This window comes from Flavobacterium sp. PL02, from assembly GCF_035013205.1.
Classification (GTDB): Bacteria; Bacteroidota; Bacteroidia; order Flavobacteriales; family Flavobacteriaceae; genus Flavobacterium.
Window position 1 is genome coordinate 49,239 of the sequence record NZ_JAYGJP010000003.1, and the last position, 20,987, is coordinate 70,225.

Consider the following 20,987-nt stretch of genomic DNA (forward strand, 5'->3'; position numbering starts at 1 on the left):
CATTATTAATCTTGAATCTTAAAATCATGAAAAAAACACTTATTTTTTTATTGCTGTGCAGCATTCAATTTGTTAATAGTCAAGAACTGGCATTAGTTAAGAAAAACGGAAAAATTGGATATCTTACTAAAGATGGAACATTTCGTATTGAACCTCAGTACAAAACTGCAAGAAGTTTTTCTGAAGGCTTAGCTGCTGTAGAAGATAATGGAAAATGGGGGTTTATCGATACTAAAGGAGCTTGGGCAATTCCAGCCACTTTTGATAACGCCAAAGATTTTAATAGTGGGATTTGTATCGTATCTAAAGATAAAAAATGGGTTTACATCAATACCAAAGGAGAGGTACAAATTGCACCACCTTCGGATAAATTATATGATTTTGGAGATGGTGTTGCTTTTATAAAACAAGGAAACAAAATTGGATTAATCAATTCAAAAATGGCAGTTGTTTTAGAACCAAAATATGACGTTATCAAACCTTTTGAAAATGGTTTTGCAAGAGTAGAAAACAATAAAAATTGGGGAATTATAAATACTGCTGGAAAAGAGGTTATAGAACCTGCTTATGCCGAAATTGGTAATTATAATAAAAACACAGCTTGGGCCAGAAAAGACAAAATTTTTGGATTAGTATCTGGTGGGAAATTTATTCCGGTAGAAGGTGCTGATAAAATTTGGGATTTCGAATCTCAAGATTTGACTTATGCCAGAAAAGATGGAAAAATCGGATTCATTGACTTAAAAGGAAGCTGGGCAATTCTGCCAATATATGATAAAGCAAAAGCCTTTTCTAAAAATCTAGCTCCGGTTTGTATTGGATCTAAATGGGGATATATTAACCCTAAAGCAGATTTTGTTATTCCACCAACTTATAGTGATGCCGAAGTTTTTAGTACAAACGGATTAGCTCCTGTAAAAGAAAAAAACTGGGGATTTATTAATGAATCAGGAAAACTAGTAATCCCAACTCAATATACCATAACGGCAAACGGATTTGTCATTGCTCTATTTGTACAACAAGACAAAGGATTTATAGATGGCTTAGCAAGAGTAAAAAATGAAGGGAAATGGGGATTTCTTAAACCAGACGGAACTGTATTAGGCAACCAATGGTTTGAAAACGCTGAACTATTTTCGCAAACAAAAGAAAAAAATACTATAAGTGAAATCGCCTCTGATAAGCCAAAAACTGAAACAAAGTCAGAAACTAAAACAAAACCGGTTACAAAACCAGTAAGTAAAAAAAAGCGATAACATAAATCGACTATAAAAAACAAAATTTACATATATGAAATTGCGACTAATAAAAATTGTGTCACCAAGACCAATAAATAAAAAGGCGATACCATATATGACCTATAAAAAACAAAATTTACATATATGAAATGTGCATTAGTAACTGGTGGTTCACGAGGAATTGGGAGTGCTATTTGTAAAAAATTAGCTGTAGATACAGAGTACCACATTCTGATTAACTATCATTCAAACAAAATTGCTGCCGAACAAACACTTGAAGAAGTAATAAAATTAGGCGCAACTGCTGAGATTATACAATTTGATGTTTCTAATTTTGAAGAAGTTCAAAATGTATTAACCAAATGGCAGGATGCAAATCCTGAAGCCATCGTTGAGGCAATTGTAAACAACGCCGGAATTACAAAAGATGGTTTGTTTATGTGGATGTCACAAGAAGACTGGAATGGAGTTATGAACACAAGTGTAGGTGGTTTTTTTAATGTCACACAATTTTTTATTCAAAAAATGCTCCGCAATAAATACGGACGCATTGTAAATATGGTTTCAGTTTCGGGAGTAAAAGGTACGCCTGGTCAAACCAATTATTCTGCTGCAAAAGGCGCAATTGTAGCTGCTACCAAAGCATTGGCTCAAGAAGTAGCCAAAAGAAATATTACCGTAAATGCCGTTGCACCAGGGTTTATAAAAACTGACATGACGAGCCAGTTAGACGAAAAAGAATTATTAAAATTAATTCCTGTTAATCGTTTTGGCGAAGCCGAAGAAGTGGCAAATTTGGTAAGCTTTTTGATTTCAAATAAATCAAGTTATATAACTGGTGAAGTTATAAACATAAACGGTGGAATATATTCTTAAAAAATTACTATAAAAAAGAAGATGAATAGGAGAGTTGTAATTACAGGAATGGGAATTTACTCATGTATCGGAACTTCATTAAATGAAGTAAAAGAATCCTTGTACAATGGAAAATCAGGAATACAATTTGATGCAGAGAGAAAAGAATTTGGTTTTCAATCGGCCTTAACTGGCATGGTTCCAAAACCAGATTTAAAAAGTCTACTAACCCGAAGACAACGTATGAGCATTGGTGAAGAAACCGAATATGCTTATATGGCTACCATCGAAGCATTGAAAAATGCTGGAATAGATGATTCTTTTTTCGACAATAACGAAGTTGGTATTATGTACGGTAACGATAGCGTATCTAAAGCTATTATTGATGCAACCGACATTGTTCGAGAAAAAAAAGATACAGCCTTAATTGGTTCTGGAGCAATTTTTAAATCCATGAACTCTACTGTTACAATGAACCTTTCGACAATTTTTAAGTTAAGAGGTATTAATTTAACTATAAGCGCCGCTTGTGCAAGTGGATCCCACGCCATAGGTCTGGCTTATTTTTTAATAAAAAGCGGATTTCAAGATATTGTAATTTGTGGTGGAGCACAAGAAATCAACAAATATGCAATGAGCAGTTTTGATGGTTTAGGTGTTTTTGCATCCGAAGATGATGACCCTACCAAAGCATCAAGACCTTTTGATTCTGGTCGTGATGGCTTAGTGCCTAGTGGCGGAGGTGCAACTTTAATCTTAGAAAGTTATGAATCTGCGATAAAACGTGGTGCAACTATAATTGCCGAAGTTGGCGGTTACGGATTTTCATCAAATGGAGGACATATTTCGACTCCAAATGTCGAAGGTCCAGCCATAGCAATGCAAAGAGCACTTGATGATGCAAAATTAAATGCGTCGGACATTGACTACATAAATGCACATGCTACTTCTACTCCTGTTGGAGATGAAAATGAGGCCAAAGCAATCTTTGAAATCTTTGGAAAAAGCAATCCTTATGTAAGTTCCACAAAATCAATGACAGGGCATGAATGCTGGATGGCAGGTGCAAGCGAAGTCATTTATTCTATACTAATGATGCAAAATGATTTTATAGCTCCAAACATCAATTTAGAAAACCCAGACGAAGCCGCAGCTAAATTAAATTTAGTTAAAACTACGTTAAATAGAAAAATTGATATATTTTTGTCCAATTCCTTCGGATTTGGAGGAACAAATTCTGCACTCGTAGTTAAAAAGTTTAAATAGAATAATGAATAAGCAAGAGATAATAGAAAAGATTAATGGTTTTTTGGTTGATGAATTTGAAGTTGATAATGATGACATTGAACCGAACGCTAATTTAAAAGATACTTTAGGACTAGATAGTTTAGATTATGTAGACTTGGTAGTATCTATTGAATCAAATTTTGGCGTAAAATTAGTTGAAGTTGATTTCGTTGGCATTGCTACTTTTCAAAACTTTTATGACCTTATCGAAACCAAACTAAAAGCCAAAACTGCTTAATGAGCAAATGGGATGGCAAATCAAAAGGAACTGTTTTAGGATATAGAATATTCGTTTTTTTAATACAAAAAGCGGGTGTTAGATCTGCCTACTTTCTCCTGTACTTTGTCGCATCTTATTATTTCCTTTTTCTCAAAAAAAGCAATCGTGCCATCTTTTATTACTTTAATAAAAGACTAGGCTACTCCTATTTTAAATCCAAAAAAATGGTTTTCAAAAGTTACTATACTTTTGGACAAACCATAATAGATAAAGTCTCCATTTCTGCCGGAATGAGAGAACAATTTACCTATGAATTTGATGGAATCGAAACACTAAAAAAACTACTTGCCGAACAAAAAGGTGGTGTTTTAATTAGTGCCCACATTGGGAATTTTGAAATTGCAGAACATTTCTTCGGAGAAATCGATATCAATTTCCAAATCAATTTGGTTACTACCGACTTGGAACATTCGGATATAAAAAAATATTTAGAAAGTGTTACCCAAAAACCAACTGTCAAGTTTATTATCATAAAAGACGATTTGTCCCATATTTTCGAAATCAATGCTGCTCTGGGCAGAAACGAACTTATCTGTTTTACAGGAGATCGTTATTTTGAAGGAACAAAATCATTATCAGACAAACTATTAGGACAAGAAGCTAATTTCCCGGCAGGACCATTTTTAATTGCTTCCCGATTAAAAGTTCCCGTCGTTTTTGTGTATGTAATGAAAGAACCAAACTTGCATTATCACTTATATGCTCGTGAAGCTGCTGTAAAACATCGTGACGAAAAAGGGTTATTACGTGCTTACATAGAAAACGTCGAATCCATGCTTGAAAAGTACCCACTACAATGGTTCAATTATTTTGATTTTTGGAATCAATTAAAAAACACAAAATAAAACAAGCCACTGCACATATAGTAAGAATTCTTTTATACTTTAGCAAATCTTAAAATAAAGTATGAAAGAGCTTGATACTATCATAATTGGTTCAGGAGTTGGCGGCTTAGCAACAGGAATTTGTTTAGCAAGAGCTGGGCAAAAAGTCTTAATCCTTGAGCAACATTATGTTCCAGGTGGCTGGAGTCATAGCTTTACATTAAAGGGACAACGTTTTAGTCCTGGCGTACATTATGTAGGTCTTATAGATAAAGGAGCATCTACCAATGAACTTTACCGCGGTTTAGGAATTGCCAATGATATGGTGTTTTTCCGAATGAATAAAAAAGCATACGAACATTGCCTGATCGGAAACCAAACTTTTGATTTACCCGCAGGAATCGACAACCTCAAAAAAACACTTTCATCACATTTTCCTAAAGAAGAAAAAAACATAACCGAATATCTTTCCTTAGTCGAGAAAGTAAATTTTGAATTGCAACTAATGCCAAAACTAAAAGGTTTGTGGCAGAAAATAACAGTTCCATTCCGAACCAAACATTTTGGCAAGTTTGCCTTATTCCCTTTAAAAAAAGTAATTGGCTGGCATATAAAAGACCCAATGCTCAAAGCTGTCCTTAATATACAATGTGGTGATCATGGGCTTTCGCCAAATAGAGCCTGTTTCCCTGTACATTGTTCCGTGATGGGACATTATTTTGATGGAGGTTTTTATCCCATGGGCGGAGGTGGAGGAATTGTAAAAGCAATGACAAATGGAGTAAAAAAACATGGTGGAGAAGTTCGCATAAAGCAAAATGTCAAAAGAATAATTATTGAGAATAAAAAAGCAATAGGAGTTGAACTCGAAAATGGAGAAACCATTTTTGCTAAAAATATTATTTCCAATGCTGATCCCTCTATTACCTATTTAAACTTAATAGGTAAAGAACATTTAAGCAAATCACTTATTAAGAAACTACAGAAAACTAAATACTCCGTAACCTCATTAATTTTATTCCTGACATTAGATATGGATGTTACTCAATTTAATATTGATTCGGGAAATATATGGATGATGAAAGATGAAAACGACGATGAAAATTTTGAAAACCTAATGAGTAACAACATTGATTCTGGCGATTCATTTCCAGCCGTTTTTATAAGTTGCACAACCCTTAAAGATCCAGCAAGTTTTAATGGAAGGTACCACAATTTTGAAATCGTTACTTATGTAAATTATGACAATTTAAAGGATTTTAACGGATTAGAAGATTATCATAATGAAGAATATAAAGTTTTCAAAGAAAAAGTGATTGATAAACTGATGAATAATCTGGAGAAAATCATTCCAAATGCAAAACAAAATATTGTTCAAGCCGAATTAGGAACACCAAAAACAAATGAGTTTTATATCAATTCGACCAAAGGCAATGTATATGGAACCGAAAAAACATTAAATCAAGTTGGTCCATTCTCCTATAAAAACAAAACCGAGATCGAAAATTTATTTTTATGCGGAGCTTGTACACTATCACATGGTGTTGCAGGGGCAACCTATTCAGGAGTTGCTGCCGCCGCTTTGATTCTTAATTGCACATCCGACGAATTACTTATTGAAGATAAAAATCAAGAAATTCGTATTTATGATGCCGAAGATGAATCGACTTGGCCAGATTGGATTCACACAAAGCGAACCGATAAAATCAGAAAATTCGTTTCATAAAATTAATTACTTTTGCCATAACCAAAAGCCACAACCAAAATGAAAAATGTTCTTTTTATTTATTACTCTCAATCTGGACAACTCGAAAGTATAGCTCGGAATATAGCGAAACCTTTCTTGAATTCAGACGAGTTTAAAGTAACGTTTCATGAAATACAATTAGAAAAACCTTTTCCTTTCCCTTGGGATAAAGATTCTTTTTTTGATGCTTTTCCTGAGTCATTTAGGCAAATCCCAACAGCATTAAAACCAGTTCCAGAAGAAATATTAAATACAAAATTCGACTTAGTTTTATTAAACTATCAAGTTTGGTATTTATCCCCTTCTATCCCTATTAACTCCTTTTTAAAAAGTCCCGAAGCACATAAAATCTTAAATAATACTCCTGTTGTAACCATAAGTGGTTCAAGAAATATGTGGATTATGGCGCAGGAAAAAATTAAAGTTTTACTAAAAGAAGCCAATGCAAATTTGGTTGGAAACGTAGCTTTAGTAGATCGCGTTGGTAATTTAATAAGTGTGATTACTATTGTAGAATGGATGTTCTCTGGAGTTAAAAAAAAGTATTTGGGTATTTTCCCTTTACCAGGCGTATCTGAAAAAGACATTCAGGAATCCTCAAAATTTGGAGATATTATTGCTTCAAATCTAAAAGAAAATAATTTAAAAGACCTACAACCTAAACTAATCGCAAATTCAGCCGTTCGTATTAGTTCTTATTTGGTAACCGTAGATAAAACTGCTAATAAAATTTTTACCAAATGGTCAGGATTAATCTCCAGAAATGATAAAAACAGAAAGGTACTCCTTAAGGTATTTAATGTTTATTTATTCCTCGCGATTTGGTTAATATCCCCAATAGTGTATATATTGCACGTTATTACATATCCTATTAAAATAAACAAAATAAAAAAAGAAACTCAATATTACCAAGGAGTTTAGCACCCATATTATGTTTGAAGTATATATTACAAAAGCCGCAAAATATTTGCCAAATGAAGCTGTCACAAATGATGAAATGGAAAGCTATTTGGGCCTTATCAACGATGCCGTTTCCAAAGCGAGACGTATTATTTTGCGCAATAACAAGATTGTAAGTAGGTATTATGCAATAGACAAAGATGGAAAAAGCACGCATAATAATGCTGAGCTAACGCATAATGCTATCGTAAAATTATTTGATAACGATTTTACTCCACAAGATATGGAAGTCCTTTCTTGCGGAACCTCAACACCAGATCTTTTTTTACCATCCCATGCAGCTATGGTTCATGGATTACTAAAGAACAAATCGGTTGAGTTAAACTCTTCATCAGGAGTTTGCTGCGCAGGAATGAATTCGCTAAAATATGGTTTCCTTTCTATTAAATCAGGAAATTCAAAAAATGCCGTTTGTACAGGATCCGAGAAAGTTTCGTCATGGTTCTTATCTCAAAAATATAATCCAGAAGTTTCTAATTTAAAGAATCTGGAAGAACTTCCTATAATCGCTTTTAAAAAGGATTTTTTAAGATGGATGTTATCCGATGGTTCTGGTGCTTTTTTATTAGAAAATAAACCAAGAGGACCAATTTCTTTAAAAATAGAATGGATGGAAGCTTTTTCGTATGCGTATGAATTAGAGACTTGCATGTATGCCGGAGGAGATAAATTAGAATCTGGCGAGATAAAACCCTGGAGTGATTACTCTCCCGAAGAATGGTTAAACGAATCTGTATTTTCTATCAAACAAGATGTAAAATTATTAGATGAATTTATCTTGGCTAAGGGCGCAAAAAGCATGAGTGAAGCAATGGCAAAAAATGTCGTTACTGCTGATCAAATTGATTATTTTATCCCTCACGTTTCTTCTCATTTTTTTGTTGAAGGATTAAAGAAAAACCTAGAAGAAAACAATGTAGGAATAGCCGATGAAAAATGGTTTATGAATCTTGCCAATGTTGGAAACGTAGGTTCAGCATCCATTTATCTTGCTGTTGAAGAATTAATGAACTCAGGAAAATTAAAAGTAGGCGACCGCATTCTTTTATCAGTTCCCGAAAGCGGACGATTCTCATTTGCGTATGCGTATTTAACGGTTTGCTAAATCATGACAAAACCTATTCTAGATAAAGAAGCAGTCGAAAATTTATTACCGCAAAAGTTCCCTTTTGTAATGGTCGATAAAATGTTTTCATTTGATGAAAGTTCTTTGGTTGCTGGCTTAAAAATTCAAAGTGAAAATATTTTCTCAGAAAACGGGATTTTTTTAGAAGCTGGATTAATAGAACATATGGCGCAATCTGTAGCTTTACATACAGGATATGTTTTTTTCTTAAAACAAGAAAAAGCACCGACTGGATATATCGGTTCTATCAAGCAAATTGATATAAAGAAACTGCCTAATGTTAATGACGAAATTCAATCGACGATTACTATTATACAAGAATTTGCCGGAATAACATTGGTAGATATTGTTACGACTTTAAACAACGAAGAAATTGCCAACGGACAAATGAAAACCGTTTTGGCTAAATAATATAACAAATGGACACTCTAATAGACATCCGAAATTATCTCCCGCACCGTGAGCCAATGCTTATGGTAGATTTGATTCTTACGATAGATGCACAAAGTGTAGAAACCATTTTTTTAATTAAAGAAGATAATATTTTTGTCGACAAGAATATTTTTATCGAAGCTGGATTAATAGAGAATGTGGCGCAAACCTGCTCCTCTATTGTAGCACAAAAATATTTTGCTAATCCTGACAAAGAAGAAAATGTAAGTGTTATTGGTTTTATCAGTACGCTTAAAAATCTTAAAATATACGAATTACCAAAAGTGAACACGAGCATAATTACACGAGCAACTTTGGTTTCTAAATTTGCTGCAGACGATTATACATTATGTACGATGAGTTGCGAAAGCTTTCACGAAGAAACACAACTTTTAGAATGTGAAATTAATTTGTTCATTCAAAAGACAAATCCAATCATGCAATAATTTAAACATGGATTTAAAAAAGATATTGTTTCATGTTTTAATACGAATAGCAATTTTAGCATTATTGCTAGGAAGTCTTTTCCTCATTTGGAGTTTTACATATGATCCTCATAAACATTGTGACGGAGATATGCACCGACATGTTGATGGTGGTTTAGGATTATTCATTTTTGGATTCCTAATTATCCAAATGTATTGTATTGGTCTATTTGCTGAAATGATTTATTTATTTATCAAAAAAAGAAAAAAACCAGCTTTTGCAAATTTGGGCATTTTAACAATTCTTGCTTTTATAACAGCTGCTTTTATGTTCGGAATATCATAGTTTAAAGACAATATGGAAAAAGAAAAAGTACCACAAGACCAAGGGAATTTAACCAAAAACAATATGAAAGAGCTTGTATATGCAACCGACGAAAACGGTAATTATACTACAGCTCTAAGTACAGGTTGGGAACCTAAAACTATTGCACTTTCTAATTCTATCGATGAAATAAACGAACGCATCGCCGATGCAAAATTGCAAGTCAGAAACGGAGAAGTAAGCCCTATTTGCTATTTTATGGAATTGAACCGAATGGATTTATTAATCCTTTCCAATTATGTTGGTCTGTGGAAATGGCGCGTAAAAAGGCATTTTAAACCCGCTATCTTTGCAAAACTAAATGACCGGATTTTACAAAAATATGCTGATGCTTTTTCAATCACAGTATCCGAATTAAAAAATTTTAAAACAGATTAATGCAAACTACTTTTACACATCATCAATCGGCGCATTGCGAAAATGGAGTAGCTTCAAATTTGCTAAAAAACAGTGGTTTAAATTTAAGTGAACCTATGGTTTTTGGTATTGGCTCAGGACTCTTTTTTGTGTACCTGCCTTTTATAAAAGTTAATTATGCACCTGCAATAAGTTACAGAACCTTACCAGGACAAATTTTTAGGAGAGTTGCCAATAGATTACATTTAAAAATAAAAAGACAAAAGTTTTCATCCGTTTCCAAAGCAAGCCAAGCTTTAGATGAAAATCTAAAAAATAATATCCCAACAGGATTACAAGTTGGTGTGTACAACCTAACTTATTTTCCAGACGAATATCGCTTTCATTTCAATGCTCATAACTTAGTGGTTTACGGAAAAACCGATACCGATTATCTTATTAGCGACCCTGTAATGGAAACCGTTACCACGCTTACACATGACGACTTAGACAAAGTCCGTTTTGCCAAAGGTGCTTTTGCTCCAAAAGGGCAAATGTATTATCCGATTCATATTCCTGAGAACGTTGATTTAAAAAGTGCAATTATCAAAGGAATAAAAAATACCTGTCGCGATATGCTTGCGCCAATGCCTATTATTGGTGTTAAAGGAATAAAACTAGTTTCGGGAAAAATTCGTAAATGGCCTCTTAAACACGGAACCAAAAAAGCCAATCATTACCTGGCGCAAATGGTTCGAATGCAAGAAGAGATAGGAACTGGTGGCGGAGGTTTCCGTTTTATATATGCTGCTTTTTTACAAGAAGCTGCCGTTATTTTAAACAATGAAGATTTAAAAATCCTTTCGAAAGAAATGACCCAAATTGGAGATTTATGGCGAGATTTTGCAGTAGAAGCTTCAAGAATCTACAAAAACCGAAGTGCCAAAAACGATGCTTACAATACTATTGCCGACCAACTTTTGGACATTGCCAATAGAGAAGAAGTGTTCTTTAAGAAATTAAAAAAAGCAATTAGCTAATATATTTTGCAACCCATTATTCAAATAACATCCCTTTCTAAAAAGTACAAAAATGCAGAAATGTATTCTTTGAACGATTTAACGCTTACTATAAACGAAGGTCAGATTTTTGGTTTATTAGGTCCAAATGGAGCCGGAAAAACCACATTAATTTCTATGCTCTGTGGTTTAGTCAAGCCTACTTCGGGTTCTTTTACAATTAACGGAATGACCTATGGAACTAATGCTACCAAAATAAAAAAATTTATTGGCGTTGTTCCTCAGGAATATGCCCTATATCCTACCCTAACCGCACGAGAAAACTTGCATTATTTTGGGAGTATGTATGGTTTAAAAGGTCAGGATTTAAAAGACAAAGTAATCGAAACTTTAGACCTTTTGGGTTTACTAAAATTTGCAGACAAACGTATCGAAACCTTTTCGGGAGGAATGAAAAGAAGAATCAATCTAATTGCAGGGATATTACACAATCCTAAAATTATATTTCTGGATGAGCCAACTGTTGGTGTCGATGTACAATCTAAAAATGCTATTATTGATTACCTAAAATACCTCAACCAAAACGGAACTACTATAATCTATACTTCCCATCATTTATCTGAAGCTGAAGATTTTTGTAGCGATATTGCAATACTTGACCAAGGGAAAATTTATGCCCAAGGCACTCCGTCAGGATTAATATCGAACACACAAAATGCCCAAAACCTAGAGGACGTTTTTATTTCATTAACTGGTAAAGAACTGAGAGATGATATATAAACTATGGATGTCCGTCGTGAAAGAATTCCTTTTACTGAAAAGAGATTTAGGAGGATTAATCATTTTATTTGTGATGCCTTTGGTACTTGTTATTACCGTAACATTAATTCAGGATAGTACATTTAAAACCGTAAGCGATTCCAAAATCGAAATTCTTCTCGTTAATAACGACAACGGTTCAGTAGCCAAAACAGTTTATGATAATTTGCAAAAAAGCAACCTGTTTACTGTAGTAACTCAAATCGACAACATTCCTTTAACCGAGGCTGTTGCCAAAGAAGCTGTTTATAAAGGAAAATTCCAATTAGCAATTGTAATTCCGAAAAACTTAAGTAAAGATTTACAGGCAAAAATCGACCAGAATGTTCAAAAAATAGTGAGTAGTATTGGCTTAACCGATACACTTGCCCAGACTGAATCTCCTAAAATAATCAACCAAAAGGAGGTTAAACTATACTTTGACCCTGCGGTACAAATGAGTTTCAAGAATGCGGTTATGAACTCTATCGATAAGATGATTTCGCAAATAGAAACACATTCTATATACACTGCTTTTCAGGAACAACTAGGAGAAGGAAGCGCTAGTTTTGAACAAAAAAGTTTTATCACTTTCAAAGAAATAGTTCCTAGAGTAAACAACAAAGAAGTGTTGCCAAATTCAACACAACATAACGTTCCGGCTTGGACACTTTTTGCTATGTTCTTTATTGTGATTCCGCTTTCGATTAATATTGTAAAAGAAAAAACACAAGGAACCTTCGTTCGATTATTAACAAATCCAGTTTCAAATCGTGTTGTAATGTTGGGCAAAACAATTACGTATTCTGTAATTTGCATGATTCAGTTTTACATGATGGTTGCTGTTGCTGTATTTCTATTTCCAGAAATTGGTTTGCCACCACTTAATATCGAAGGACATTTATTTTTAATGAGCATCGTTGCGTTGTTCTCTGGATTTGCAGCTATTGGTTTCGGGATTTTATTAGGAACCGTTGCCAAGACACAAGAACAATCGGCTCCCTTTGGCGCAACAAGCGTTATTATTTTAGCTGCAATTGGAGGAGTTTGGGTTCCTGTTTTTGCAATGCCAAAAATTATGCAAATCATCGCCAAATCATCACCGATGAACTGGGGATTAAATGCCTTTTACGATGTATTATTACGTAATGCATCTATCTTAGAAATCATACCAGAAATAAGTTTATTATTTCTGTTTTTTATAATTACCACAATAATTGCCTTAGCATATGATAAGAAGAAAAGAGCAGTATAACGAAGCTATTGCATTAACAGTTACCGAAGAAGTTAGAGTTCGCTTTAACGAAACCGATGCGCTCGGAATCGTTTGGCACGGCTATTATATAACTTATTTTGAAGATGGTCGTGAGGCTTTCGGACGTAAACACAAACTTACCTATCTGGATGTTGCCGAAAGTGGCTATACAACCCCAATTGTAAAATCTATTTGCGAACATAAATTATCTTTGCGTTATGGCGATGTCATTCGGGTAGAAACAAGTATTGTAGATGCTCCTGCCGCAAAAATAATTTTTAGATTTAGAATTTTCAATACCAATGATGAGATTGTCTGCACAGGCGAAACCACTCAGGTATTTTTAAATAAAGAAGGAAACTTAATGCTTACCAATCCTCCATTTTATGAAGAATGGAAGAGAAAAGTAGGATTATTGAAGTAAAAACAAACACGAATTATCACGAAATAAAAATAATCCGTGTAAATCTGCTTAATCTGTAAAATCTGCGTGCCTTTTTAGGTAACACAAGATACAATCACAGAAAAGCTTTCCAACAAGGTTTTTTTTACCTTGTAGATATGATAATAAATACAAGATCCCTAACAGGTTTTAAAAACCTGTTAGGATAAAACAATAAAAATGACAAGAGCAGTTTACATCGCGCAAACCAATTGCATCACACCATTAGGGTTTAATGTTCCATCAAACATTGAAACTATCCTACGTGGTGAATCTGGTATTCAGTTGCATGAAGATGTATCCTTGATGCCAAATCCTTTTTATGCATCGATTATAAATGATGAGAAACTAAATACCGCTTTCGCGAAAGTTAGTTCCGAAACCAACTATTCAAGATTAGAGAAAATGATGATTTTGGCTTTAGAGCCAATTGTCAAAAACTCAAAAATAGATTTAGATTCAAAGACAGCCTTTATACTTTCAACAACTAAAGGAAATGTTACTGCATTAAAAAATGATTCGCCAGAGAGTTTTCAGAATGCACATTTACATACTTTGGCTCAAACAATAGCCGATTATTTTGGATTTAAAACCCAACCAATCGTGGTATCAAATGCTTGTGTATCTGGAATTTTAGCCGTTTCGGTTGCCAAAAGATTAATACAAAGCGAACTTTACGACAACGTTTTTATCGTTGCCGGCGATGAAGTTTCCGAATTTGTTTTGTCTGGCTTTAATGCTTTTCAGGCAATGAGCAATTTACCATGCAAACCGTATTCTTTAAACAGAACAGGTGTAAGTCTTGGCGAAGCTGCTGCTGCAGTTTTAGTTTCGGCGGAAGCCAAAAATTCAAAAATAAAAGTTACAGGAGATAGTTCTATAAACGATGCCAATCATATTTCTGGACCTTCAAGAACAGGTGAAGGTTTGTTCAGAAGTATTCAAAATGCCCTGAACGAAGCACAAATAAAACCTGAACATATCGATTATATTTCCGCACACGGAACCGCAACATCTTTTAATGACGAAATGGAAGCCATCGCTTTCAACCGATTAGAAATGGGAACAGTTCCTGTAAATAGTCTGAAAGGTTTTTATGGTCATACATTGGGCGCGTCAGGATTATTAGAAACAGTAATTGCGATTGAATCTGTGCTCCAAAACAAGCTTTTTGTTTCATTAGGTTTTGATGAATTAGGTGTAAGTCAATCGATAAATGTAATTGAGAAAAACGAAGATAAAAATATCAAGACATTCCTAAAAACAGCTTCTGGATTTGGAGGTTGTAATACGGCTGTGGTTTTTGAAAAAGTGAAACACGAATTGCACTAATTTTCACAGATTAACTGATAATAAACATGAAATCATCAACAGGTATATTTATATTCATTATTCTTCTTTCTTTTTTTGGATGTAAAAAAAAGGAAATTGAGAAAGTCGACGAACTACAATTTGAGAAAAATGTAATAAGTAACATCTTTCTTGAAATAGTTGATTCTATATATATGGATAGGAGAGTTATGCTTCCGCCACCAAGCCCCAGAATAGATTTTAAAACAAATAAAGAAGATACTATTGGTTATCATGCTGAATTAAAAAAATATAATCTTGAACAGGATAGTATCAAAAACGATAAAACTCGAATTTTAATTGGTGTTTATGATGATGTGAAAAAAATTAGTCCTCAAGAAACTGAAATGATTATCAAAGAAATTAATCTTTCCAAATACTCTTATGACATTTCAAAAGAAACAGACGAATTTAAACTTGATTTGACTCAATTTAAAAATAATAAAAAGTTCGATTTTCAAAATGTTGACAAATTTCCAAACGAAAAACACTGGGATTTGAATGATAAAAAAAGCTTAATGCCAGTTGGCACAATTGGAATTACACGAATTCAGTTTAATAAAACTAAAACTTCTGGAATCCTATCCGCCGACGCTTCTTGTGGAGGAGGAAAATGTGGGAGAGGATTTTTAATTATAATTAAAAATAAATCTGGGAAATGGAAAATTGCTAAAATTATTCAAACTTGGATTTCATAAAATAAAAGAAGTATTCAGATCTTAGTGAAATTTAAAACGCAAAAAAATTAGTGCTAATTAGTGAAATTAGTGTTTAAAATAAAATGACTCAAAACAAAACATACATACAATCCTATTGCGCAATCCAAAACAACGAAATTGTTTTGAATGGAGATTCTGTTTTTAAAACAGAACCCACTTTATTTGCTGATTTCTCAAAACAAGCATATCGCAATTTTGAGATTAATTATCCTAAGTTTTTCAAAATGGATTCTTTAAGCAAACTTGCTTTTTTAGGAGCCGAATTACTTTTGAAATCGGAAACAGAATCGCACCCGAACGATAGTGAACTGGCAAAGCAAACAGAAAACAATACCGCTTTACTTTTAGCCAATAAATCATCAAGTTTAGATACCGATGTAAAGTATCAGGAATCTATATCTGATAAAGAGAATTATTATCCAAGTCCGGCCGTTTTTGTTTATACCTTGCCAAACATTTGCTTGGGCGAAATAAGCATACGTCATCAATTAAAAAGCGAGAATTCTTTCTTTATATTTGATGCCTTCAATCCAGAATTCATGAACAGTTATGCTAATACGCTTTTGCATACCAATAAAGCGGAAAAGGTACTTTGTGGATGGGTTGAATTTTTTAATGAGGAATATAAAGCTTTTCTTTGCCTGATTGGTAAAGACGAAAACCATAAGTATCAAAACGAAACGATAGAAACATTATATAATAAATAATCATGGACGCATTAAAATTAGAATTAAAAAATAAAATTATTACTGTTTTAAACCTTGAAGACATTACCCTTGAAGATATTAATGACAATGACCCTTTGTTTGGAGATGGTTTAGGTTTAGACTCTATCGATGCTTTGGAATTAATTGTTATTCTTGATAAAGATTACGGAATTAAATTAGTTGACCCGAAAGAAGGAAAAGTAATTTTCCAATCAATCGAATCAATGGCTGCTTACATAACAGCTAATAGAACTAAATAGACTTTTTCAGACTGATTAGACTGATTAGACTGGCTTAGATTTTTAGACTACTTAGATATAAAGTATTGTCTGAAAACCCAAGAAGTCTAATAATTCAAAATAGTTTCAAAAAGCTTTTTCAAAGTTTAAAATAATAAATTGTTCGATTTTTAAATTATTCAACTATCCTCTAGTTTTTCATGAATTTTTATCTAGAAAATCTAAGAAGTCTAAGTAAGTCTAAAAATCTAAGTCGTCTAAAAAAATGGTAAAAGGAGTTGCTATAACTGGTATGGGAATAATTTCTTCAATCGGGAATTCGGTTGAGGAAAATTATATTTCATTAATAAATAACAAAGTTGCTATTACAACTATCGAAAACATTTCGACAGTTCATGCCGATGTTATTAAGGTTGGTGAAATAAAAAAAACCAATGCTGAGTTAATCGCTCAATTACAACTTGACGAAGAAAACAACTTTTCGAGAACAGCTATGCTTGGTACAATTGCTGCCAAAGAAGCTGTAGCAAATGCAGGAATTACATCAATTAATGAATATAAAACGGGATTAATTTCGGCAACAAGCGTTGGCGGAATGGATATGACCGAGAAATATTATTACGATTATTTTGATAATCCCGAGCTCGAAAAATACATTAGTTGTCATAATTGTGGCGATGTAGCCCAGAAAATTGCCGACGAACTCGGATTAATAGGAATGGTTACTACAATAAGCACCGCTTGTTCTTCGGCTGCAAATGCAATTATGCTTGGTGCACGATTGATAAAAACCGGAAAACTAGACCGAGTAATTGTTGGTGGAACCGATGCTTTGGCAAAATTTACAATCAACGGTTTTAAAACTTTAATGATATTATCTGATGGATATAATAAACCATTTGATGATGAACGCAAAGGATTAAACCTAGGCGAAGCAGCTGCGTTCTTAGTTTTAGAATCTGAAGAAATTGTAAAAAAAGAAAACAAAAAAGTTCTCGCTCGAGTTTCAGGTTATGGCAATGCCAATGATGCTTTTCATCAAACTGCTTCGTCCGAAAATGGCGATGGTGCTTATCTTGCTATGAAAAAAGCATTTGATGTTGCTGCTATAAACCCTGGCGAGATCGATTATATAAATGTTCACGGAACGGCAACTCCCAATAATGATTTATCTGAGGGAAGAGCAATTCTTAGAATTTACGACCAGAAACCTGTTCCCGATTTTAGCTCGACCAAACCTTTTACAGGACATACACTTGCGGCAGCGGCAGCAATCGAAGCGGTTTATAGCGTACTTGCTATTCAGAACAATGTGGTTTTCCCAAGTTTAAACTTTGAAACTCCAATGCAGGAATTTAATCTGACGCCACAAACAACATTAAAACATAAAAATATCGAACACGTATTATCAAATTCTTTCGGGTTTGGTGGTAATTGTTCTACTCTTATATTTTCTAAAAGCAAATGAAGAAAACATATATAAATGGTACAGGTTGTCTTTCAGCTCAAAAAACATTTGATACTGTTTTTTTAGAAGATGCTGAATGGAATAAAAATGACAACGTTTTATTTTTAAAAAAACCTGTCTACAAAGATTTCATTTCTCCAGTTGCAAGCCGAAGAATGGCTAATGGAATCAAAAACGGAATCGTAGCTTCGGCTTATGCCTTAAAAGAAGCCAATATTTCGAACATCGATGCTATTATTACCGGAACCGGAATGGGGTGCATCGAAGATTCGGAGAAATTCCTAAAAGCAATTATCGATAATAACGAGGAGTTTTTAACTCCTACTGCTTTTATACAATCAACACACAATACTGTTGGAGCACAAATAGCCCTAACATTGCAATGCAAGGGATATAACTTTACTTATGTAAATGGTGCAATCTCCTTTGAGTCGGCTCTTTTGGATGCAAAAATGCAGATTGAAGGAAACGAAGCCAACTCAGTATTAGTGGGTGGAGTTGATGAAAATGGAGATTATACTATCTCACTTTTTAAATTAGCAGGATACATAAAAGGAGAAAGAAATGAACCTTACGAACTTTTAAACGAAACCACAAAAGGATATGTTTGTGGTGAAGGAGCTAGTTTTTTTGTTTTAGAAAATGAAAAAAAAGAAACTACTTATGCTGAACTTCTAAATGTAGAAATCAAGAACAAATTGCAAGAAAGTGAAGTTGAAGCTGAAATTATTGAATTCTTAAAGTCGAATAATTTAAAAATTTCGGATATTGATGCTGTGGTTTTAGGCTTAAATGGTGATGTAGAATTCGATTCTTATTATACTAATTTAACCGAAAATGCTTTCGAAAATACACCACAGGTTTATTACAAACATCTTTGTGGAGAATACAATACTGCTTCGTCTTTTGGATTATGGGTTGGTTCTAAAATTATCAAGACACAAACAATCCCAGAACTAATTAAAGTTAATTCACTAGAGAAACCAGCATATAATACTATTTTATTGTACAATCAATTAAACGGTAAAGACCATAGTTTTACATTAATTTCAAAATGATAACGCATAAAAACACTTCTTTGTTTTTTATCATCATATTGCTTTTACTGCTTCTTTCGAAACTTTATATCGCAATCAATATTTGGTGGTTTATTATCATTGGAATAATCTGGTTGAGTATTGCTGCGATAAACTCGGCACGGATAAATTCTAATTATCATGTAAGAGCCTATTGCAATAATTCGTCGGTAACTAAAAAGAAAATTGCATTAACGTTTGATGATGGTCCAAGCGAAACTACATTAGAAATTCTGGATGTTTTAAAAAAATACGATGTAAAAGCTACCTTTTTCTGCATTGGAAAAAACATCGAGAAACATCCCGAAATTATAGAACGTATTTTATCCGAAGGACATTTGGTAGGGAATCATTCTTATAGTCATTCTGATTTTTTTGATTTTTACAATGCTAAAAAAATACTCGAAGAACTGAGGAAAACGGATGCATTACTGGAAAAATTTACTTCAAAAAAAATACAGTTTTTCAGGCCTCCGTATGGCGTAACAACACCATCTATACGAAGAGCTTTAAAAATAAGTAAACATAAAGTAATTGGTTGGAATATCCGATCCCTTGATGGCGGCATTAAAGACCAAGAAATCATTTACAATCGCATTATAAAACGAGTTTCTCCTGGCGGAATTGTACTTTTGCACGATACAGCCAAGCATTCGGTTTTGGTCTTGGAACAGTTCTTGCAGTTCTTGCAGCAAAACAATTACACCGTAATTTCGGTTGAAAAACTTTTGAATCTTAAAGCATATGAAGAAGACTAAAATATACTTATCCGTTATAATTCTGAACCTGTTCGTCTTGAACTCGTTTGCACAAGAACAAAAAATGTCTGATAGTGAAATTGCAGCTTTCAAGCAATCAGTGAATGTAGTTTCTAAAAAAATAAAAACATTAAGTACCGATTTCGTTCAGTACAAACATTTGGATTTTTTATCCAAGGATATTGAAACATCTGGAAAGATGATTTTTAAAGAACCAAGCTTATTACAATGGCAATACAAAAAACCATATAATTATAGTATTGTTTTTAAAAACGGTAAAATCCTGATTAATGACGAAGGCAAAAAAAGTGCGGTCGATATTGGAAATAGTAAAATATTTGGTCGAATCAATAAACTTATTGTAGGTAGTGTAAGTGGCGATATGTTTGATGATAAGGAATTTAGCATCAGCTATTTTAAATCAAAAAACCAGAACATTGCCAAGTTTATTCCAAAAGATGTAACTTTAAAAAAATACATCAAGCAAATAGAATTGACTTTTGATAAAGAAGACGCAACTGTTGTTCAGGTAAAATTACTTGAATCATCTGAAGATTATACTCGAATTGTACTTAAAAATAAAGTGATAAATGCAAAAATCGACGACTCCGTTTTTACTAATTAATTGCTTTCTAGTCATTTTCTTGTTTTCTTGTGGTCAAAAAATTACCAAAAATTATTCTCCAAAACCATTAGAAAAAACGACTTACGAAGCTCCTTATTTTTCTAATCCCAAAATTGATTATGTCTATAAAGCAAACATAACGGTTTATGGTCATGAACTGTCAGGAATTTTTATTGCCAAGAAAATAAATGATACTACACATCGAGTAGTATTTACAACTGAATTTGGTAACAAATTATTAGACTTTGAAATTTCGGAAACCAGTTTTAAAGTCAACTCAATTGTATCCGAATTAGACCGAAAAATTCTTATTTCGACCTTAAAAAAAGATTTTCGTTTACTTCTTAAAAAGGACTACATAATCGACAAATCATTTGAAAATCAAGAAAATACCATCTACCAAACCAAAGATGGCAAGCAATATAATTTTATATTTTTATCTAAAGAAAATAACAAACTAGAGAAGGTAGTACATGCCTCACAAACAAAAGAAAAAATAACTATTAGTTTTAGTTCAGAAAACAATATTTTTGCAGAAAAAATAGAGATTTTACATCAAAATATAAAGTTAAAAATAGAGCTGAATTATTTTAAATCAGAGTAAAAATTAAACGAATCATTAAAAATTAAATCAAA

General features: G+C 33.2%; 25 protein-coding genes. All 25 read left to right on the forward strand.

Annotated elements, in window-relative coordinates:
* The first annotated feature begins 26 nt into the window (after nt 1-26).
* The 25 genes from SHI72_RS11210 to SHI72_RS11330 all read left to right on the forward strand — a co-directional run bounded on the left by SHI72_RS11210 (nt 27) and on the right by SHI72_RS11330 (nt 20,955).
* Nucleotides 27-1,256 carry a WG repeat-containing protein gene (locus SHI72_RS11210; RefSeq protein WP_039113392.1) on the forward strand — a complete coding sequence of 410 codons (1,230 nt, stop codon included), beginning with the start codon at nt 27-29 and terminating at the stop codon, nt 1,254-1,256.
* 126 nt (nt 1,257-1,382) lie between these two features.
* A complete protein-coding gene (gene fabG, locus SHI72_RS11215; RefSeq protein WP_039113391.1) occupies nt 1,383-2,114 on the forward strand; it encodes a 3-oxoacyl-ACP reductase FabG in 732 nt (243 codons plus the stop codon).
* Between the two features lie 21 nt (nt 2,115-2,135).
* On the forward strand, nt 2,136-3,359 hold the full coding sequence (locus SHI72_RS11220; protein WP_039117453.1) for a beta-ketoacyl-[acyl-carrier-protein] synthase family protein: 1,224 nt from the start codon (nt 2,136-2,138) through the stop codon (nt 3,357-3,359).
* A gap of 4 nt (nt 3,360-3,363) precedes the next feature.
* Nucleotides 3,364-3,618: an acyl carrier protein gene (locus tag SHI72_RS11225; RefSeq protein ID WP_035620058.1), complete on the forward strand. Its 255-nt coding sequence runs from the start codon at nt 3,364-3,366 to the stop codon at nt 3,616-3,618.
* A complete protein-coding gene (locus SHI72_RS11230; RefSeq protein WP_086893875.1) occupies nt 3,618-4,505 on the forward strand; it encodes a lipid A biosynthesis acyltransferase in 888 nt (295 codons plus the stop codon). The genes SHI72_RS11225 and SHI72_RS11230 overlap by 1 nt, the downstream gene beginning before the upstream one ends.
* A gap of 61 nt (nt 4,506-4,566) precedes the next feature.
* A complete protein-coding gene (locus tag SHI72_RS11235) occupies nt 4,567-6,210 on the forward strand; it encodes an NAD(P)/FAD-dependent oxidoreductase (protein WP_323490008.1) in 1,644 nt (547 codons plus the stop codon).
* Nucleotides 6,211-6,249: 39 nt separating this feature from the next.
* A complete protein-coding gene (locus SHI72_RS11240; protein ID WP_035620065.1) occupies nt 6,250-7,152 on the forward strand; it encodes a hypothetical protein in 903 nt (300 codons plus the stop codon).
* A 10-nt stretch (nt 7,153-7,162) separates the two neighbouring features.
* Entirely contained in the window at nt 7,163-8,296 is a 1,134-nt protein-coding gene (locus SHI72_RS11245; protein ID WP_323490009.1) for a beta-ketoacyl-ACP synthase III, read from the forward strand.
* 3 nt (nt 8,297-8,299) lie between these two features.
* Entirely contained in the window at nt 8,300-8,728 is a 429-nt protein-coding gene (locus tag SHI72_RS11250) for a hypothetical protein (RefSeq protein ID WP_039113384.1), read from the forward strand.
* 8 nt (nt 8,729-8,736) lie between these two features.
* Complete coding sequence (locus SHI72_RS11255; protein WP_323490010.1) at nt 8,737-9,195, forward strand: ABC transporter permease; 459 nt, start codon at nt 8,737-8,739, stop codon at nt 9,193-9,195.
* A gap of 7 nt (nt 9,196-9,202) precedes the next feature.
* Nucleotides 9,203-9,520, forward strand: coding sequence for a hypothetical protein (locus SHI72_RS11260; RefSeq protein ID WP_039113381.1), 318 nt, complete (start codon nt 9,203-9,205; stop codon nt 9,518-9,520).
* 12 nt (nt 9,521-9,532) lie between these two features.
* The gene (locus SHI72_RS11265) at nt 9,533-9,937 is read left to right on the forward strand and encodes a hypothetical protein (RefSeq protein WP_086893881.1); all 405 of its coding nucleotides are present in this window, start codon (nt 9,533-9,535) and stop codon (nt 9,935-9,937) included.
* Complete coding sequence (locus SHI72_RS11270) at nt 9,937-10,935, forward strand: BtrH N-terminal domain-containing protein (protein ID WP_323490011.1); 999 nt, start codon at nt 9,937-9,939, stop codon at nt 10,933-10,935. The genes SHI72_RS11265 and SHI72_RS11270 overlap by 1 nt, the downstream gene beginning before the upstream one ends.
* Nucleotides 10,936-10,995: 60 nt before the next feature.
* Nucleotides 10,996-11,694 carry an ABC transporter ATP-binding protein gene (locus tag SHI72_RS11275; RefSeq protein WP_039113377.1) on the forward strand — a complete coding sequence of 233 codons (699 nt, stop codon included), beginning with the start codon at nt 10,996-10,998 and terminating at the stop codon, nt 11,692-11,694.
* Nucleotides 11,684-12,967, forward strand: coding sequence for an ABC transporter permease (locus SHI72_RS11280; protein ID WP_323490012.1), 1,284 nt, complete (start codon nt 11,684-11,686; stop codon nt 12,965-12,967). The genes SHI72_RS11275 and SHI72_RS11280 overlap by 11 nt, the downstream gene beginning before the upstream one ends.
* On the forward strand, nt 12,942-13,391 hold the full coding sequence (locus SHI72_RS11285; protein ID WP_323490013.1) for an acyl-CoA thioesterase: 450 nt from the start codon (nt 12,942-12,944) through the stop codon (nt 13,389-13,391). Before SHI72_RS11280 ends, SHI72_RS11285 begins: the two co-directional genes overlap by 26 nt.
* 198 nt (nt 13,392-13,589) lie before the next feature.
* On the forward strand, nt 13,590-14,741 hold the full coding sequence (locus SHI72_RS11290; RefSeq protein WP_323490014.1) for a beta-ketoacyl-[acyl-carrier-protein] synthase family protein: 1,152 nt from the start codon (nt 13,590-13,592) through the stop codon (nt 14,739-14,741).
* Nucleotides 14,742-14,767: 26 nt separating this feature from the next.
* On the forward strand, nt 14,768-15,457 hold the full coding sequence (locus tag SHI72_RS11295) for a hypothetical protein (RefSeq protein ID WP_323490015.1): 690 nt from the start codon (nt 14,768-14,770) through the stop codon (nt 15,455-15,457).
* An 83-nt stretch (nt 15,458-15,540) separates the two neighbouring features.
* Complete coding sequence (locus SHI72_RS11300) at nt 15,541-16,185, forward strand: 3-oxoacyl-ACP synthase (protein ID WP_323490016.1); 645 nt, start codon at nt 15,541-15,543, stop codon at nt 16,183-16,185.
* Between the two features lie 2 nt (nt 16,186-16,187).
* A complete protein-coding gene (locus SHI72_RS11305) occupies nt 16,188-16,445 on the forward strand; it encodes a phosphopantetheine-binding protein (RefSeq protein ID WP_035620100.1) in 258 nt (85 codons plus the stop codon).
* A 244-nt stretch (nt 16,446-16,689) separates the two neighbouring features.
* Entirely contained in the window at nt 16,690-17,892 is a 1,203-nt protein-coding gene (locus SHI72_RS11310) for a beta-ketoacyl-[acyl-carrier-protein] synthase family protein (RefSeq protein ID WP_039113369.1), read from the forward strand.
* A complete protein-coding gene (locus SHI72_RS11315; RefSeq protein WP_323490017.1) occupies nt 17,889-18,950 on the forward strand; it encodes a beta-ketoacyl synthase N-terminal-like domain-containing protein in 1,062 nt (353 codons plus the stop codon). Before SHI72_RS11310 ends, SHI72_RS11315 begins: the two co-directional genes overlap by 4 nt.
* The gene (locus tag SHI72_RS11320; RefSeq protein ID WP_323490018.1) at nt 18,947-19,726 is read left to right on the forward strand and encodes a polysaccharide deacetylase family protein; all 780 of its coding nucleotides are present in this window, start codon (nt 18,947-18,949) and stop codon (nt 19,724-19,726) included. The genes SHI72_RS11315 and SHI72_RS11320 overlap by 4 nt, the downstream gene beginning before the upstream one ends.
* On the forward strand, nt 19,713-20,351 hold the full coding sequence (locus SHI72_RS11325) for a LolA family protein (protein ID WP_039117437.1): 639 nt from the start codon (nt 19,713-19,715) through the stop codon (nt 20,349-20,351). Before SHI72_RS11320 ends, SHI72_RS11325 begins: the two co-directional genes overlap by 14 nt.
* A complete protein-coding gene (locus SHI72_RS11330) occupies nt 20,317-20,955 on the forward strand; it encodes a hypothetical protein (protein ID WP_323490019.1) in 639 nt (212 codons plus the stop codon). Before SHI72_RS11325 ends, SHI72_RS11330 begins: the two co-directional genes overlap by 35 nt.
* Nucleotides 20,956-20,987: the final 32 nt, after the last annotated feature.